This is a genomic window from Streptomyces sp. NPDC101393 (assembly GCF_044767385.1).
Lineage (GTDB): Bacteria > Actinomycetota > Actinomycetes > Streptomycetales > Streptomycetaceae > Streptomyces.
Genome location: NZ_JBIWNU010000002.1, coordinates 44,556 through 60,434, shown reverse-complemented (window position 1 = coordinate 60,434; position 15,879 = coordinate 44,556). Strand labels below are relative to the sequence as shown.

The 15,879-nt window shown below is 68.6% G+C and carries 11 protein-coding genes and 1 pseudogene; 5 read left to right on the top strand and 7 right to left on the bottom strand.

Annotated elements, in window-relative coordinates; genetic code table 11:
* Positions 1 to 56: 56 nt before the first annotated feature.
* The 3 genes from ACIRQ7_RS05935 to ACIRQ7_RS05925 are packed head-to-tail and all read left to right on the top strand — an operon-like array spanning position 57 to position 5,370.
* Positions 57 to 1,319 carry an MFS transporter gene (locus ACIRQ7_RS05935; RefSeq protein WP_404260216.1) on the top strand — a complete coding sequence of 421 codons (1,263 nt, stop codon included), beginning with the start codon at positions 57 to 59 and terminating at the stop codon, positions 1,317 to 1,319.
* A complete protein-coding gene (locus ACIRQ7_RS05930) occupies positions 1,316 to 3,433 on the top strand; it encodes a prolyl oligopeptidase family serine peptidase (protein WP_404260214.1) in 2,118 nt (705 codons plus the stop codon). The genes ACIRQ7_RS05935 and ACIRQ7_RS05930 overlap by 4 nt, the downstream gene beginning before the upstream one ends.
* Positions 3,430 to 5,370 (top strand): FAD/NAD(P)-binding protein, encoded by a 1,941-nt coding sequence (locus ACIRQ7_RS05925; RefSeq protein ID WP_404260213.1) that lies wholly within the window; start codon positions 3,430 to 3,432, stop codon positions 5,368 to 5,370. Before ACIRQ7_RS05930 ends, ACIRQ7_RS05925 begins: the two co-directional genes overlap by 4 nt.
* Positions 5,371 to 5,455: 85 nt before the next feature.
* Here the strand turns inward: ACIRQ7_RS05925 and ACIRQ7_RS05920 are convergent, their stop codons facing one another.
* Both ACIRQ7_RS05920 and ACIRQ7_RS05915 read right to left on the bottom strand, forming a co-directional pair.
* Positions 5,456 to 5,578: a hypothetical protein gene (locus tag ACIRQ7_RS05920; protein WP_404260211.1), complete on the bottom strand. Its 123-nt coding sequence runs from the start codon at positions 5,576 to 5,578 to the stop codon at positions 5,456 to 5,458.
* 319 nt (positions 5,579 to 5,897) lie between these two features.
* Complete coding sequence (locus ACIRQ7_RS05915) at positions 5,898 to 6,473, bottom strand: CGNR zinc finger domain-containing protein (protein WP_404260210.1); 576 nt, start codon at positions 6,471 to 6,473, stop codon at positions 5,898 to 5,900.
* Positions 6,474 to 6,560: 87 nt separating this feature from the next.
* On the opposite strand from ACIRQ7_RS05915, the gene ACIRQ7_RS05910 reads away from it, so the two are divergent.
* Positions 6,561 to 7,733: an epoxide hydrolase family protein gene (locus ACIRQ7_RS05910; protein WP_404260209.1), complete on the top strand. Its 1,173-nt coding sequence runs from the start codon at positions 6,561 to 6,563 to the stop codon at positions 7,731 to 7,733.
* A gap of 1,081 nt (positions 7,734 to 8,814) precedes the next feature.
* A complete protein-coding gene (locus ACIRQ7_RS05905; protein ID WP_404261372.1) occupies positions 8,815 to 9,246 on the top strand; it encodes a hypothetical protein in 432 nt (143 codons plus the stop codon).
* Between the two features lie 9 nt (positions 9,247 to 9,255).
* Here the strand turns inward: ACIRQ7_RS05905 and ACIRQ7_RS05900 are convergent.
* From ACIRQ7_RS05900 to ACIRQ7_RS05880, 5 genes and pseudogenes are all read right to left on the bottom strand, one after another.
* Positions 9,256 to 9,381 (bottom strand): annotated as a pseudogene (locus ACIRQ7_RS05900) (IS5/IS1182 family transposase); the annotation flags it as partial.
* Positions 9,382 to 10,070: 689 nt separating this feature from the next.
* Complete coding sequence (locus ACIRQ7_RS05895) at positions 10,071 to 10,802, bottom strand: alpha/beta fold hydrolase (RefSeq protein WP_404260208.1); 732 nt, start codon at positions 10,800 to 10,802, stop codon at positions 10,071 to 10,073.
* Between the two features lie 716 nt (positions 10,803 to 11,518).
* Positions 11,519 to 12,355, bottom strand: a complete 837-nt coding sequence (locus ACIRQ7_RS05890; protein WP_404260206.1) for an alpha/beta hydrolase family protein — start codon at positions 12,353 to 12,355, stop codon at positions 11,519 to 11,521.
* 75 nt (positions 12,356 to 12,430) lie between these two features.
* Complete coding sequence (locus ACIRQ7_RS05885) at positions 12,431 to 13,975, bottom strand: FMN-binding glutamate synthase family protein (protein ID WP_404260204.1); 1,545 nt, start codon at positions 13,973 to 13,975, stop codon at positions 12,431 to 12,433.
* 1,360 nt (positions 13,976 to 15,335) lie between these two features.
* On the bottom strand, positions 15,336 to 15,872 hold the full coding sequence (locus ACIRQ7_RS05880; protein ID WP_404260202.1) for a hypothetical protein: 537 nt from the start codon (positions 15,870 to 15,872) through the stop codon (positions 15,336 to 15,338).
* Between the last annotated feature and the right edge of the window lie 7 nt (positions 15,873 to 15,879).

Below are 15,879 nucleotides of genomic sequence, written 5' to 3'. Positions count from 1 at the left end.
GCACCCCAGCCCGCCCGGCCCACGGCCACGCAGAACCAAGGACGGAGACCGCCCCGATGAGCAGCACGGACTTCCGCAGATACTGGTGGGCCGAGGTGGCCTCGCAGTTCGGGACGGTCCTCACCTTCGTCGCCACCACCACGATCGCGGTGGAGTACCTCAACGCCTCGACCACGCAGACCGGGCTGCTCACCGCGGCGGGATATCTTCCCGCGGCGCTCCTCGGCCCCTGGGTGGGCAGAGCCGCGGACCGGGCCCGGCGACCTCGCCGGCAGCTCGTCCGCTGCGACGTCGCCGCGGGAAGTCTGCTGGCAGCCACCGCAGTTGCCGCCGCAACAGGCCACCTCTCGGTCCTCTGGCTGACCGGGCTCACCCTGCTGCTGGGCTGCATCGCCGCATCCGCGGAGACCTTGTACTTCCTGCACCTCCAGAGCCTCGTGCCGGCCGGGGACGTTCCCCGGGCACGGGCCACGCTGCAGGGCGGGGAGTACGGAGCCGGGCTCGCGGGTAATGCGCTGGCGGGCCTCACCGTCGCCGCACTGGGCGCCGCCGCCGCATACGGCATCGACTGCCTCACCTACGCGCTCAGCGCCGTGCTGCTGCTGAGCATCCGCCGGCCCGACGCCCCTGTCGTCGAAGACCGCCCGACAGCGGAAGGCCCGCCCTCTCGCAGCAGAGTGCGGCTCCGCGGCCTGCTCCGACGGGGTTCGTTCCTGAAGGCGGTCTTCGGCCTGCTCCTGCTGCAGTCGGCCGCGACCGCCGCCGGCGCCGCGCTGCTGGCCCCCTTCCTGCTGCGCGATCTGCACGTCCCGGCCTCCCTGTTCGGCCTCGCCTTCGTGGCGACCGGCCTGGCGGGCATGCTCGGCTCATGGGCCGGGCCACGCCTGACCCGCCGGGGCGGCACCCCGCGGTGGTTCCTCCTGGCGAACGCCGCACAGATGCTGGCGTCCGCCGTGCTCGCCACCGCCGGCGGGCCGCTTCCGCTGGCCCTCGCCACGGCCGGATGCGGCCTCGCCACGGCGAAGTTCTCCGGGGCCATCGCCAACATCTGCCTCTCCACCGTGGTCCTGGCCGACAGCGCTCCCGGCAGCCTGGGCCGCACCGTTGCCCTCCTGCGCAGCGCCTCGACCGCGTGCCAAGTGGCGGGCGCAGTCGGCGCCGGACTGCTGGCCTCCGTCATCGGCACCCGGACGACCCTCTGGTGTGCCGCGGCCCTTCCGCTGCTCACCCTCCCCTGGCTGATCAGGGTCGTACGGACCCCCCTCGGCAAGGCCCCGGAAACTGCCCCCACCACACTCACGGAGAAGGCGGTGTCATGACCCCCACGCCTCGGCCCGGTCCGGCGCGCCCGGAGCGCGGCCCGGACGCGCCCGGCCACCCGGACGACTCCCACCGACGCGCACCCCTGCACGGCACCGACCGGACGGAGCGCCGGGGCGGCCCCGACGGCGACGCGTACCCCGTCGGCCCGTGCGTACCGTTCCGTGAGATCGTCCACGGTCATACCGTGGACGACCCGTTCCGATGGTTGGAAGACGGCACCTCGCACGCCACCCGCGACTGGCTGGATCGCCAACAGCGGTTCTCCCACTCCGTGTTGACCGCCCTTCCCGGCAGGGATGCCGTGGCGCGGACCCTGACGCGTCTCATGGCCCACGGGGCGCGGAGACCGGAACGCCGCGTCGGCACCCGGGTCTTCCGCGAAGTGATCGACGCCGAGGCGGAACACCCGGTCCTGGGCGTGTCCGAGGCGGTGCGCGACGACGATGCCGTCGTCCTGTGGCGGCAGTCCGCACTGGCATCCTGGGAGCCCTCCCCGGACGGCCGTACCGTCGCCTGCCAGATCCTTGAGGGCGGTCGGGAGGACCGCACCCCGCTGCTGCTCCTGGACGCGACGACCGGGCACGTACGCGGCCGGATCCCGCGTACGCGTCGCAGCCCGGTCGCCTGGCTGCCGGACGGGAGCGGCTTCTTCTACGCGAGCACCGACGAAGACGGCGGCAGCCAGGACCTCTGGCTGCACCGACACGGCCGGGACCGGCGGGTGTTGCGCGGTACCGACGATCTGGACCGCTTCCGGGCCCGCGTGTGGCACGGGCGGTGGCTGACGGTGGAGATCCGCCGCGGCAGCGAGACCCGCAACCAGCTGTGGCTCGCCGAGCTGGGCGAGGATCCGGCCCGTCCCCTCTGGACGCCGTTGCAGGAATCGGCCGACGCCGTCTCCACGGCCCATGTCGCACGCAGCGGAGTCGTCTTCCTCGCCACCACGCACGGGGCGCCGGACGGGCAGGTCGTCGTGGTGGACCCGAACCGGCCGGGCCCCGAGCACCGCACGACCGTGGTCCCGGAGGAAATCGGTGCCCCGCTGACACACCTGTGCCTGCTGGACGGCGCCCAGGAGCCCCGCCCGCCCCGGCTGCTGGTCGCCCGCACAAGGGCCGGGAGCCCTGTGCTCTCCGTCCACCCACTCGGCGGGAGTGTCCCGCCGCGCACGCTGCCCCTCCCTTCCTCCGGCACCGTGCTCTCCCTGGAGCCCGCACCGCACGGCGGGGCACGACTGGGCTGGACCAGCTGGACGACACCCCCGATCGCCGTCCCCCTCGACCCGGACACCTCGCCGGCCGTGACGTTCCCCGATGCCGGGCCGGAGCCCCTGGAGGAGTGGCGGGAGTTCGCGCCCTCCGCCGACGGGACCGGCGTTCCGCTCACCCTGCTCGCCCGACGCGGCCGGCCCTCCGGGCCGTTGCCCACCCTCATGCTGGGCTACGGCGGCTTCGGCCACGCCCTGACCTCGTCGTACGAGTCGCTGGTCCTGGCCTGGGTGCGGGCCGGCGGACTCGTCGCGGTCCCCGATCTGCGGGGACCCACCGCGAGCGCGGGCAAACACAGCACCTTCGAGGACCTGGAGGGGGCGGCCGACCACCTCCACCGGCGAAGGCTCAGCGCCCCCGACCGGCTGGCACTCCTCGGGATGAGCAACGGCGGTCTGACGATGGCCGCCGCCATGGTGCGCGATCCCGGCCGGTACGCCGCGGTGGTCTGCATCGCTCCGCTCACCGACATGGTGCGCTACGAGCAGAGCGGACTGGGGCGCTCCTGGCGGCACGAATTCGGATCCGCCGCCGATCCCGACCAGTTCCGGCATCTGCTCTCCTACTCGCCGTACCACCGCATCGAGCACGGGTGGCCGTACCCGCCGACGCTGCTCATCACCCTGCACGGGGACACCCGCGTCGACCCGCTGCACGCCCGGAAGTTCTGTGCCCGGCTGCAGAGCGCGTCGAGCGGCCACGGCCCGTACCTCCTGCGCTCCTACGGCGACTCCGGGCACACCTCGATGGCCCGCAGCGCACGCCACCGGATGAGCTGCGACGTGCTGTCCTTCGCCGGGCACCACACCGGACTCGACCTCACCCGTGCGGTCACCGCATGAGGGCGGACACCTCGCCGAGCAGTGCCGCCCCGCGTGTCGTCGTCATCGGCGCGGGCCCGCGAGGCATCGGCATCATCGAACGCCTGGCGGCACGCCGCCCGAAGGGACCGGGAATCCTGCACCTGGTGGACCCGCACCCCGACGGCGGCCGGGTCTGGCGGCAGGACCAGTCCTCGCTGCTGTGGATGAACTCGCGCTGCGGCGACGTCACCGTCCTCCCCGACGAGAGCGTCCGGACCACCGGCCCCCTGACAGCGGGGCCGACGCTGTACGCCTGGGCATCGCGCATCGCACCCCGGTGGTGCACCGATCCCGCGCTGCTCGCCGAGGCGGGTCTCCTGACGCCTCACAGCTACGCGAGCCGCCGCCTGTGCGGCGCATATCTGTCCTGGTGCCTGCGGACGTCACTGGACGCACTGTCCTCCGGATGGACGGTCCTGACACACGCCGTGCGCGCACGGCACGTTCGCGAACGATCCGACGGCGCGCTCGACGTCCACCTGGAGGGCGGCCGCCGACTGGTGGCCGACCGTGTGGTCCTCGCCCTGGGCAATCTCGACGGAGCCCCCTCGCCCGAGCAGCGGGTGCTGCGGACCTTCGCCGACCACAGCGGAGGCCGGTACGTCCCGCCCTCCTACACCGCGGACCTCGACCTGTCCGGAATACCGGCCCGGGACCCGCTCCTCGTACGAGGACTCGGCCTGGCATTCCTGGACCTGCTGATCCTGTTGACGGAGGGGCGAGGAGGCGTCTTCCGCCGGGACGCGTCCGGAACACTGGCCTATGAACCCTCCGGCCGCGAACCGACGTTCGTCGTCGCCTCGCGCCGTGGGCTGCCACCCCGCGCCCGCCCCGCCGTGCCACCGCTCACGCCGGCGCGGACCGCGCCCGTCCTGCTGACCGACGAAGAGATCCGAGGAGCTGCGGAGCGCTTGACGAGCGGCGGCGAGGCCGGGCGGCGGGCCGCCCAGGGGGAACTGTGGCAGGCCGTGGTGCGGGAGATGGCCTGGGCCCACTACGAGGAACTCTTCACCAGGGATCCGCGGGCCGGACACATGGGGTGGGAGGCATTCGCGGCCGTACTGCGGGCCACCCCCGTCGGGGGACCCGCCTGGTCCGTCCTCGCCCGGCACATCACCGACCCCGCCGACCGGTTCGTCGAACCCGGCCTCGCCCCGCCCGTGTTGCCGGTCATGCCCTCCGCCGACCGGCTCACGACCTGGATGCGGCAGCACCTGCACGCCGCGGCACGACGCGCCGACGACCCCCGGCGCACCACCGACGGCGCAGCGCAACAGGCCATGGTGCGAGCGGTCGAGACCATCATCGGCGTGCTGCTGCGGGAGGGGTCCGCCGCGGACACGGAAGCGCGCCGGCTCGTCGCGACGCTGGCCGGACTCGCGCGGCGCGCCGCCGCGGGCGCGCCCGCACTGCGGATCGAACAGCTCGCCGCGCTGGCCGGATGCGGCCTGGTCCGCTTCGCCGGAGGAGACCCGGCCGTGGCGACCGACCCGACCACCGGGACCTTCGTCCTGCGCACCCGCACACTGCCGGGTGAGGAGTTCCGGGCGGCACGCCTCGTGGACGCCTGGCTGCCTGATTCCGACGCCGTCGCAGATGCCTCGGGGCTGCTGCGCCGGATGGCAGGAGACGGACTCGTCCGGATGACCACACCGGCCACGCCCGCCCACGGGGCGAAGCTCGCCACCTGCCAGAAGACGTTCCACGTCCTCGACCGCCACGGAACCCGGGACGACCGGCTCGTCGCCCTCGGCGACCATGCGGCCTCGGGCGCACTGGGGTCGCTGTCGCGACCGCACACGAACGCCGCGTTCTTCCGGCAGAACGACGAGGTCGTCGACTGGCTGTGCGCACCGGTCGAGGCAAGGACGGGGGCCCCGACAACGAACGTCCCCTGGGGTGCCGATCAGGGGTGACAGGAGGAACCGGAGGGCTGTTACCCCTCCCGAGCTTCCGGGCGAGCTCGCGTCAGTTGGTCCCCCTGAGTTCGGCGTAGATGTTCTACAGATGATTGCCGACCGTGCGGACCGAGAGGGGCAGGACCTCGGCGACCTCGCGGCTGCGCACAGTGGCTGCCGCGAGGCGGGCGATCTCGGCCCGCCAGCGCTGTGGCGCGACGCGCACGAACCGGTGCCATGCAACCGTCGCACAACCGTCGCACAAGTCCGCGACAGGGATCGGCGAGGATGATGTGGCGCATGTCGAGGTCTTTGGGATGGGCAGCGTAGGAGAACGTCCATCCTGGAAGACCTCCACACCTACCGCCAACACCCCCGATTCCGAAGAGCCGACGCATGTCGCCCATCAGTAAACGTAGATGTACTTACTGATGGAGGACGTAGGTCGAAGGCGACCGATGGCTCTCAGTGGTGCCGTCGGGGTGCACCCCACGCGACAGATGTGTCGCAGACGTGGGGCCCGCTTGGATATTCCGAGGTAACGATCACTCCGCTGATCTGGGATTTTTGCGCTGATTGGCATGGAAGCGCGCCTTCTTCTGACGATTTCCGCACGTGTTCATGTCGCACCATTTGCGGGTGCGGCTTTGGCTGGTGTCGAAGAAGGCAGCTTGGCAGGTGGGTGATGCGCACAAGGCCAATTTTCCGTCTCGTTCGCCTGCGATGATGCTGATCGCGTCGGCGGCGATCACGCTGAGGGCATCTTCCACACAGGAAGCCGAGCTGAGCTGCCATCGCCGTTTACCCTCGGGCGTCAGGACAGCCGCGGCCCGACCCTGAGCACTGCAGTCATTGATGACGTGGACAGCAGACGCAGGGAGGACTTCCTGGATCGCGGCCGCTGTCGCGGCGGCGTGAATCGACTCCCTCAGTTCCTGCGCGAGTTCGAGCTGGGCGGCGGTGCAGGAGTCCACGGTGAGGCCGTTCACCGCCAGCCAGTCGATGAGTCGTTGCGGCGTGGGAATGCGCTCCACGGCGTCGCCATGACGCTCCGACAGAGTCCCCGTGAAGCTGGTCGCCAGCACGCTACCGAGGCGGAAGTCAGGGAATCGAGTACGCATGGAACCACCTTAGCCGGTTGCACGCCGGCATGACGACATGCTAGAACCGAACCGTCTTAGCCGGTTCCGCAATGGCCAGGAGGTCTCATGCCCCGTCCAAGCAGCGACGTGCAAGCATTTGAAGCCCACGCAACTGACGCTGACCTCGACGATCTGCGCGCACGATTGGCCGCGGCGCGACTACCGGAGGCCGAGACGGTTTATCGCGCCGCGCCCGACCCTCGCCGATGGGAGCAGGGCGTTCCTCTCGCCGACCTCGTCGATGTCGTGAACTACTGGCGCACGGGGTACAACTGGCGGACGTTCGAAGAGCGCCTTCATCAGATCGGCCAGTTCCGCACGACCATTGATGACCTGGGAATCCACTTCCTGCACCGCCGATCCACGCGCGCAGATGCCACTCCTCTGATCCTGACGCACGGCTGGCCGGACAGCATTGCTCGGTTCGTCGATGTGGTGGACGAGCTGGCGAATCCGCAAGATGCAGACGCACCGGCGTTCCACGTCGTGGTCCCGTCGCTACCGGGCTTTGGTTACAGCGACAAGCCGGCCACCACCGGGTGGGGAACGGAAAAGATCGCGGCCGCATGGGTGGAATTGATGGGAAGGCTCGGCTACAGCAAGTTCGCAGCCCACGGCGGCGACTGGGGAGGCAATATCACCACGGTCCTCGGCGGCAGGTTCCCGGCGCACGTTCTCGGCATTCACACCACGTTCGCGGAGGGACCGCCCGGGCTGACAACGGACGGGCTGACGGCGGTCGAGCGAAAGTGGACCGAGGAAACCCGAGATTTCTGGCGCCACCGCGCGGCGTACGCGAAGCAGCAGGCGACCCGACCGCAGACCATCGGCTACTCGCTCGTCGACTCACCGGTCGGGCTTCTTGCCTGGGTCCTTGACAAGTTCGCAGAGTGGTCAGATACCAGAGACAGCCCCTTCGAGACGATTTCCAGAGACCGCCTTCTTGACGACGTGACCCTGTATTGGCTGACGCGGACCGGCGCATCGGCGGCCCGCATCTACTACGAAAGCCACGACTCGCTGGACCCCGAACTTCGGGTCGACGTCCCGTCAGCGCTCACTATGTATCCCCGCGACGTCGAGAAGTGTCCGCGCCCCTGGGCACAGGAGCGGTACCGACGGATCGTCCGATGGAGGTTGCCCGAAAGTGGGGGACATTTCCCGTCGCTGGAGGTTCCCGAGTTTTTCGTCAAAGATCTGCAAGAGGGCCTCGCGGCGGTGCTGGCCGCTCATCGGTGAGCGCGACTGGGTGCGCGGTGCCCCGACCCTCGATCACCGCCTGATCCAGCCCAAGGCGTTGCCCGACGGCTTCCAGGCCGAGTTCATCGAGACGGCGGAACGTGGTCAGACAGGGCGCGGCAAAGATATCGAGGGGGATGTCGAGGTCTTTCGGATGGGCGGTGTAGGAAGAACTTCCACCCCGGAAGACCTCGACGCCTCCCCGCCAACACCCCCGACCGCACCCTCAACGGCGAAGAGCCTCCCAGACACACCTGGGTTCGACGCGCGAACCACATCAACGGGCGCAAGAGACACCTGCCGTCGACACACCCTCGACTCCCCGTGATGATCACCGTCAAGCCCGCCGACACCACCGACCGCGACCTGGCCCCCGAACTCCTGTGGCGCCTGCGCCTCTTGCCACAGCCGATCACACAGGTCCGGGCAGGCCCCGCCGACGCCGGCCAACTCATCAACGGGTCCAACGACTTCCTCAACATGATCTTGAAAAGTGGTGTCCCGGCTCCGCGGAGTGAGCTTCGTCATCCTGCCCCGTCGCTGGAAAGCCGAGCGCACACTGAGCTAGGGCCTGTCGTTTGGATCAGCCTGCAGACACGGGGTCTGGCGCGCACATCTGCGGCGATGTCGTCGGTTGCCGACACTCCGCGTTGCCGCCCTCCTCCGCCTTGCAACTGCACGCACCGGACCCCGCTCACGGAGCGATCAGGCACCGTCGTTCCCCCGCAGCCTGATCCAAACGGCAGACCCTAGCTGCGCGAAGTAGTGGGGCAAGAGCGTTGATGCCCGGTCCCGCAGGTTAGGTTCTTTCCTTTGTGTGCTGATGGCGCTATGGGAAGTCGCGCGCCTGTCCTGTGTTCGCTGCTCGGGGATCTTGGCTCTTTCGCAGGGGGTACCAAGGTAATTCTGGGTTGCGTGGTGCTGCTGGGAATATTGAGAATACGCGGGGGGCGCGTAGTGCATCTTGGAGCGCATTCAGCGAGGCGGGGATTCTCAGGGTCATCGGCCAGACGGGTGAACTGTCATATTCGCGTTCCTGAGCTGTCGTGATGGGCACACTCCATTGAGTAAATAAATCGAGATGGGGGATCTCCTGAAACTGACCAAGACAATGATGGCTCTCGCCGTGACGTCTCTCTTGACCACGGGCATCACTTCGGGGGCAGCCTGGGCCACTACGACCCCCGCAACACACGGGGCCAAGCAGGCCGCGTCCATCATCCCGACAAAGTTCACGGAGCTCGACGCCTCTGACATCTTGAATGGCCAACTGGCCATCAGTGGTCGTCTCACGGAAGACGTGACGAACCTCGTCCCGGTACCTGGCCAGCCGGTCAAGGTCGTGGTTCCTGGTGGTTACGAGTGCCAGCCCACGACAGATCTCCTGGGCAGGTTCGTCTGCGAAATCAACACCAATGGCAACACCGGCGGAGAGACAGCCACGTTCACCTATAAGGGGAACACAGTGTTCGCTGGAACCACCGGAACTACAAAGGTCGAAAACGACGACTAATGCGAGCGGCCGGAACGGGCCAACTTCGCCTGGCGAATTGCGTCGGGGCGAGTTGGTGGGATACTTCCGGGCGATGGCCTCAAGGTTGTGGCGGTGATCGGCCCACCGTCGTCGTGGGACCGGATCGGCCGGCATTAAGGGCTCGATCCGGTCCCACGGCGCATCGGTGATCACTAGTCCGACAGGTACGTCCGATCAACTGGTCAACCTGTCGAAGGGGCGCGCTCTAGGTGTGTTGTCCCGGCACGTTGGTGGTACGCGTGCTGGCGCGACGCAGTCTCCGAGACCACGGCCGACCTGCCCAACTGACGGCTGCATACCTGACGGTCGCATATCTGCGCCGGCGCACTGCGGGCCTTGGCCCGCATTCAACCCAGCGCACCCCCCCTCTTGAGGGCCCGCGAAAAGCCGGACGTACCGCGCCGCCTTGCCGAAGAGTCGCCCGCAAACGCCCGCCATACGGCAGACGGTGGGGGAGAGGCGCCACGGGGGATGCTTTACCAGTGAACACCCGGTGGACCTTGACGGTGACTCAGCCCGAGGAGAAGCCACTCCTGCCGTCCGTGTAGCTGTGGCCACCCGCGACAGCGGGCTTGCCGGAGGCAAGGCCGCAAGGCTGGCGGAGCGCTCCTCGACGTATGGGCCTGACGGCCCGAAAGGTGCCGCCCCACCGTCGGCCGCCGAGGGTACGGAACCCCGGGTGCTGCCTGGTTCGCTCCTAGATGATCAAGTCCAAGGAGTGCCTTGTGACTGAGCGTCACAGCTGAGTGCACGGTCGCTGTCGAGGTGTTCAGGGGCGCCGGGTGATCCCGGCTGTGGCGCGCTCAGCTGAGGGCAGGGAGCTGGCGGGCGAAGCGGCGGACGGCATCAGTGAAGGCATCTGGGTCGTCGAAGTTCGCCAGGTGCCGTGCCCGTGGGATCAATTCGATGCGAGCGTGCGGATGCGCACGGGCGAAGTCCGCTTCTTTGGCGCGGAAGATGGTGTCCTTCTCTCCGTTCAGGATGAGGACCGGAGCCTTCACATGACGCATCGCACCCGCGTCAAAGCGTCCGAGTACTTCGCCCCAGGCGGCCGGCAGGGTGTGGAAGGCGTAGCCGGCGCGGATGGTCGCCTCCACCACTTCCCGCGGGTAGAGCCGCCGCAGCAACCGGTCGTTCCACCGGGCCAGGCGATCCGTCGGCATACGAGGGACCAGCCCGGCGACCCACCGATAAGGCGCTGCCCGCAAGCCGCGGGTGGAGGCGCTGGCTCCCGCGAGGGTCAGCCCGCACAGTTTTTCCGGATACCGTCGCGCGAATTCCAGCGAGGCGTATCCGCCGAGCGAGTGCCCGACGACCAGAGCAGGCCCGCGGTCGAGCGAGTCCACCGCGGAAGCGATGATCTCCGTCGCAGTGCGCAGGCTCCATGGCTGGGCACTGCGCTCGCCGTGGCCGGGGAGGTCGACGGCGACTACCGGGAATGCGTCCCGGAGTGCGGCAAGCTGCATGCTCCACTGTCCCGCGCTGAAGCGCGTCCCGTGAACGAAGACTATGGGCACTGCATCTGCTGCTGTCATCAGTCCCCCCAGGTAACACCATTCTCAAGCTGACTCTACCGGCGGGATTCTCCTCGCAACCAAGGGAGTTGCCAGAAGGTAGCCAAACGGCCAACTGCGCGGCGCTCGGTCACACGTGTCTACGGAGACGAGAGCGAGGGCGTCCAAGATCGTTGTGTGACCACCGCAGCGAACACCGTGGCGGTCGGTCGCAGGGACGGCGCCGTAGCGCACCGACGCCAAGGCGGTCACCCTGGCGATGATGCAGGCCATGCGCGGTTTCACCTCCGAGGCCAGGTCGCTTCGCCCCGCTCGTTCCTACCTGCGGCATCTCTTCCCGTACCTGCCGAGGCAGCCTGGCTACAAAAAAGGCTGCGCAAGAGCGCCGACCTGCTTCGCCGAGTCACCCGCCTGCTGGCCACCGACACCTCCGCGTGGAGCGACGACGTATGGATCGTGGACTCCACACCAGTGGAATGCGGCCGCGCCCGCGAGACCGTCAAACGCTGCGACCTGGCCGGATGATCTGAGTACGGGTACTTCGCCAGCCACAGCCGCTTGTTCTGGGGCCTGCGGCTGCACCTGGGGTGCACTTTCCAGAGCCTGCCCGACGCCTCCCTGACCGGAGCCAACACCGACGGGCGCGAGACCCTGCTGGACTTGTTTGGCCGCCGAAATGGCCTGCCGCCACCCGGCCCGGACAGACACTGATCGGCGATATAGATACTTCCGAGAACCTAATCCACCTGAGATGTCTCTCCCGCGGACCGAGACCCGTGGATGTACTGGTCGGCCCAGGCGCTGATGATGCGGGCGGCTCGCTGTGCTTGGCCTCGGGCGGTCAGGAAATGGTCTGCTCCTTCGAGCGAGACGAAGCTTCGCGGGTGTCGTGCCTCGCGGAAGATCTCTCCGGCGTTGTCGATGTCGACGGTGTTGTCGGTCGGCGAATGCAGGACGAGCAGCGGCAGGTCCAACTCGCCGATTCGATCCCGCAGGTGAGCACGGCGGACGTCTTCGACGAAGGCGCGCTTGAGGATCAGGGTCCGCCCGCCGACGAACCACTCGTGCGACCCGTCACTGAGCACGCGATCCACGACCGTGTCGTACTGTCGCTCGACGTGGCTGGGATCGACCGGCGCTCCGATCGTGACGACCGCGCGGACGCCGGTTGCCTCAGCCGCCGCCGCGAGGACGGCGGCGCCTCCCCATGAGTGCCCTACCAGCAGGTCTGCCGGAGTCCCTCGCTCCGCCATCATGGCTGCGGCACGGATCGTGTCCTGCACCTTGACGGTGAAGGAGCCGTCCCCCCAGTCGCCGTCGGAGTCCCCGATCCCGAGGTTGTCGAAGCGCAGCATTCCGATCCCCTCGCGTGCCAGCTGCTTGCTGACACGCGACGCGGCCGGTGAGCCCTTGCCGAGTGTGAATCCGTGCACGAAGATCCCCCAGCCGCGGATCTCGCCGTCGGGCAGGTCGATCGCTCCGGCCAGTTCGGGGCCGACGACGCTCGGGAATCTGACTTTTTCGCTCATGTTGTGATCACCTAGGCAGGGCTGTTCGTGGAGCAGGGAAGACAAGGGTGCCATCAGCCGGCGCCATGCGCGCGCTCCGGGCAGGGGAGCAGCGAGCGCGGCGCCTGCGGTGATGGTGCGTCAGGCGGGCGGCTTCTGGTCGGAGGGCTGCTCGGTGGTGAGCAGTGCGGTGATCTCCTCGGCGAGGTGCGGGCCGAGTTCGCCCCAGCCGTCCTTGTAGCCGTAGACGCCGGCCAGGGTGCGGGCCTCGTAGTCGCCGTTCATGATCTCGATGTCCGTGGCCGTGATGAGCGCCGGGTGGGCGACACCGACGGCCGCCGAGACCTTGATCAGCTCCTTGCGGAGGGTGCGCAGGTAGACAGCGGCACGGGTGGCCTTCGAGGTCGGGTCGAGGCCGCGGGCCAGCCACGGACTCTGGGTGGCGATTCCGGTGGGGCACTTGTCGGTGTGGCACTTCTGCGCCTGAATGCAGCCGATCGACAGCATCGCCTCACGGGCCACGTTGATCATGTCGGCACCCAGAGCGAAGGCGACCGCGGCGTTCTCGGGCAGGCCGAGTTTGCCGGAGGCGATGAACGTCAGGTCGTCGGTCAGCCCCCGCTCGGCGAAGGCGCCATAGACCCGGGAGAAGCCCATCCGGAAGGGCAGCGACACCGAGTCGGAGAAGGTGAGCGGGGCAGCCCCCGTGCCGCCCTCGCCGCCGTCGACGGTCACGAAGTCGACACCGCGGTCGCCACGCGCCATCTGCGTGGCCAACTCCTGCCAGAACTCCATCTCTCCCACCGCGCTCTTGATGCCGACCGGCAGGCCGGTCTCGGTGGCGAGCAGTTCGACGAAGTCGAGCATCGAGTCGACGTCGTCGAACGCGGTGTGCCGGGAGGGGGAAGCGCAGTCCTCGCCGAGCGGGATGCCGCGGATCTCGGCGATTTCCGGGGTCACCTTCGCGCCCGGCAGCATTCCGCCCAGACCGGGCTTGGCACCCTGGGACAGCTTGATCTCTATCGCCTTGACCGGGGCGCCTGCGACCACATCCTTGAGCTTGTCGATGTTGAAGCTGCCGTCGTCGTTGCGGCAGCCGAAGTAGGACGTACCGATTTGAAGGACGAGGTCGCCGCCGTTGCGGTGGTACGGCGAAAGACCGCCCTCGCCCGTGTTGTGCAGGGTGCCCGCCAGCGCCGCCCCCTTGTTGAGCGCCGTGATCGCCGCGCCGGAGAGCGATCCGAAGCTCATCGCCGAGATGTTCACCACGCTCGCCGGCCGGAACGCCTTGGCGCGCCCGCGCGGTCCGCCCAGCACCTTGGCTGACGGCAGGGGGGCCTGCGGGTCGTGCATGTCGGGCAGCGTGCCGGCGAATGTGCGCTGCTTCAGGTATGCGTGCCCCTGCGTGTGTTCCACGTCGTTGTCGGTGCCGAATCCGAAGTAGTTGTTCTCGCCCTTCGCCGACGCGTAGATCCAGGTGCGCTGGTCACGGCTGAACGGACGCTCCTCGTCGTTGGACGTCACTATGTACTGCCGCAGCTCGGGCCCGATCGTCTCCAACAGATACCGGGCGTGCCCGAGCACAGGGAAGTTCCGGAGCAATGCGTGCTTCTTCTGGACAAGGTCACGAGCTGCCACCACTGCCAATGCTGTTGCGGTGGCCGTGGCGATGGTCCGGGCGCGCATGAACGTTCCTCTCCTCGGTGCTCGACTCCATTGCCATGCAGTGGAGTCGTCGTGCCGTCCGTTGGGCGGCGGGCACGCCCCAGCGGGCGTCAGCGTCCGTCGGAGGACGCCAAGTGATACTAGGGGCTCGCCCGGACAGTGGGTCGCGCGCGGGGTGGTCTTCCCAGTGCGGGTGGTCCAGGCGCGTCGGAACAGGCTATGCATGATGACGCTCGTGCAACACGCGCAACGTCTCGGCGCCGACCGGGCCTGGGCGGGACAAGGACGGCCGGACGGTCTCGTCGCCGAGACTGCGACGACCGAAGGTGCTGCGACCCGCGAGCCCCGCAGGATGCAGCTTCACCGGAGGCATCACCAGTTTCGGTCGCCCAGCCCCATGCCGTACAGCGCGAGAACCGTGAACAGCCCTCCAGCCGCAGCCGCAGCCGCAGCCGCTACGACCGCGGCGCGCAGGAGCTCCCGGCCTCGTGGTGAGCGGCTGCGGCGGTGAGCAGGGCGCCAGCCTTGCTCAACCCCGTCCTGACGTGGGTCTTGGACGATTCGCGAATACGGGGCCGAGCGGCCCGCGCCCGGATGGTGGCACTCGACCGCGCCACGGGGCGCGGCGTCGGTGCACAGCGCATTCCTACCGAGAGGGGCCGGACGACCCCGACTGACCATCAGATGCCCGCACAGACCACTCTGGTGCGCCCGCTGCCCGCTGCCCGCTGCTCGCTGCCCGACCCGCTACCAGCCCCGTGTGTGCCGCCATGAGAGGGCAGACGTCAGAGTTACCGAACTCTTCATTAATGCGGTCTTTCCAGCCTTCGTGGGCCAGCCCACTCCACACCAATAGATCCCGCCAGTCCTGTTGCGCGACCTCCGCAGCTTCCGCGAATCGATCGGCGTCACCTTGACTCTGGAGCACAACAGCAGCAGCGATCCGCTCCTCGTCGACTGACCATCCCTCAACAACAGATTCGACGAGTTCTTCAAGAAGCTGCGAAACGACCGTGGTCTCACCCGGTGGGAAGTCCTGTTCGACGCGGCGAATGATCCTTGGAGAAAGTGCCACCATTCTCCTCAGGGAGTACAAATGCGCCAATTCAGTAGTGTCGTGCTGGTGGTGTCCCTGCCGCACCGTGGCCTCGGTCGGCCACGCTGCCCGTGACCGCGGGAGCGGGCGCCGTCGTTGACTCGCTGGCCAGACGGCTGGAAATCGAGCTGCTCCAGGCGGGAGCACCGGTTGCCCGTCAGCTTCGCCCGGACCGCTGACTGACGCCGGCGCCCCGGCCGGCAGCCGACGTCCATGCCGTGCACGGCACCCAGGCTCGATGCGGACGAGCGCACTCTCCAGCACCCACCTCTGTGGGCAATATGCCTAGTCCTTTGCGAAGGACGTCGCACCGAGCCCCCACAACGTGACGTCGCTCAGGGGGCATGTGGGGAAGTCCGCCCGCAGCAGCCCGGTGAGGAACGCCGCCATGCCGCAGTCGTAGCGGTCGAACTGGATCTCACCCCGGTTGAAGACCAGGACGGGCCACTCGGCAGGGTTGTCGCCGGTGGCATCCCAGCACAGGACGTCGGCACTGGCGGCCACGCCCCAGGTGATCAGCTGAGGGGACGTCCCCTCCAGGTCGGGGGCCTTGTAGACCCCCGGCCACATGTCCTGGGCGTTCCCTGTCTCCACCACCATGCCCTCCAGCTGGGTGGGGGAGGCGGTCTTCGGCTCCGGCTCCAGGATCACCAGGAAGTCCCCCAGTTCGCCGGCGCCGTACACCTCCATGAACCGCTGATAGTCGAGCGGGAACGGCCGTCCCCAGCTCTCCGCCATCCGGGTCCAGTCGACTGCCGTGCCGCCGTCCTCAGACGGCGGCATCAGCCGCAGCAGGGAGTCCACATCAGCTGCCGTACTCATCGCTCTT

Excerpts from the sequence above, each read along its gene's own strand:
- ACIRQ7_RS05910 (WP_404260209.1), top strand. The coding sequence starts at position 6,561 with ATGCCCCGTCCAAGCAGCGACGTGCAAGCATTTGAAGCCCACGCAACT.
- ACIRQ7_RS05935 (WP_404260216.1), top strand. The coding sequence starts at position 57 with ATGAGCAGCACGGACTTCCGCAGATACTGGTGGGCCGAGGTGGCCTCG.
- ACIRQ7_RS05895 (WP_404260208.1), bottom strand. The coding sequence starts at position 10,802 with ATGACAGCAGCAGATGCAGTGCCCATAGTCTTCGTTCACGGGACGCGC.
- ACIRQ7_RS05885 (WP_404260204.1), bottom strand. The coding sequence starts at position 13,975 with ATGCGCGCCCGGACCATCGCCACGGCCACCGCAACAGCATTGGCAGTG.
- ACIRQ7_RS05930 (WP_404260214.1), top strand. The coding sequence starts at position 1,316 with ATGACCCCCACGCCTCGGCCCGGTCCGGCGCGCCCGGAGCGCGGCCCG.
- ACIRQ7_RS05925 (WP_404260213.1), top strand. The coding sequence starts at position 3,430 with ATGAGGGCGGACACCTCGCCGAGCAGTGCCGCCCCGCGTGTCGTCGTC.
- ACIRQ7_RS05915 (WP_404260210.1), bottom strand. The coding sequence starts at position 6,473 with ATGCGTACTCGATTCCCTGACTTCCGCCTCGGTAGCGTGCTGGCGACC.
- ACIRQ7_RS05905 (WP_404261372.1), top strand. The coding sequence starts at position 8,815 with ATGGGGGATCTCCTGAAACTGACCAAGACAATGATGGCTCTCGCCGTG.
- ACIRQ7_RS05880 (WP_404260202.1), bottom strand. The coding sequence starts at position 15,872 with ATGAGTACGGCAGCTGATGTGGACTCCCTGCTGCGGCTGATGCCGCCG.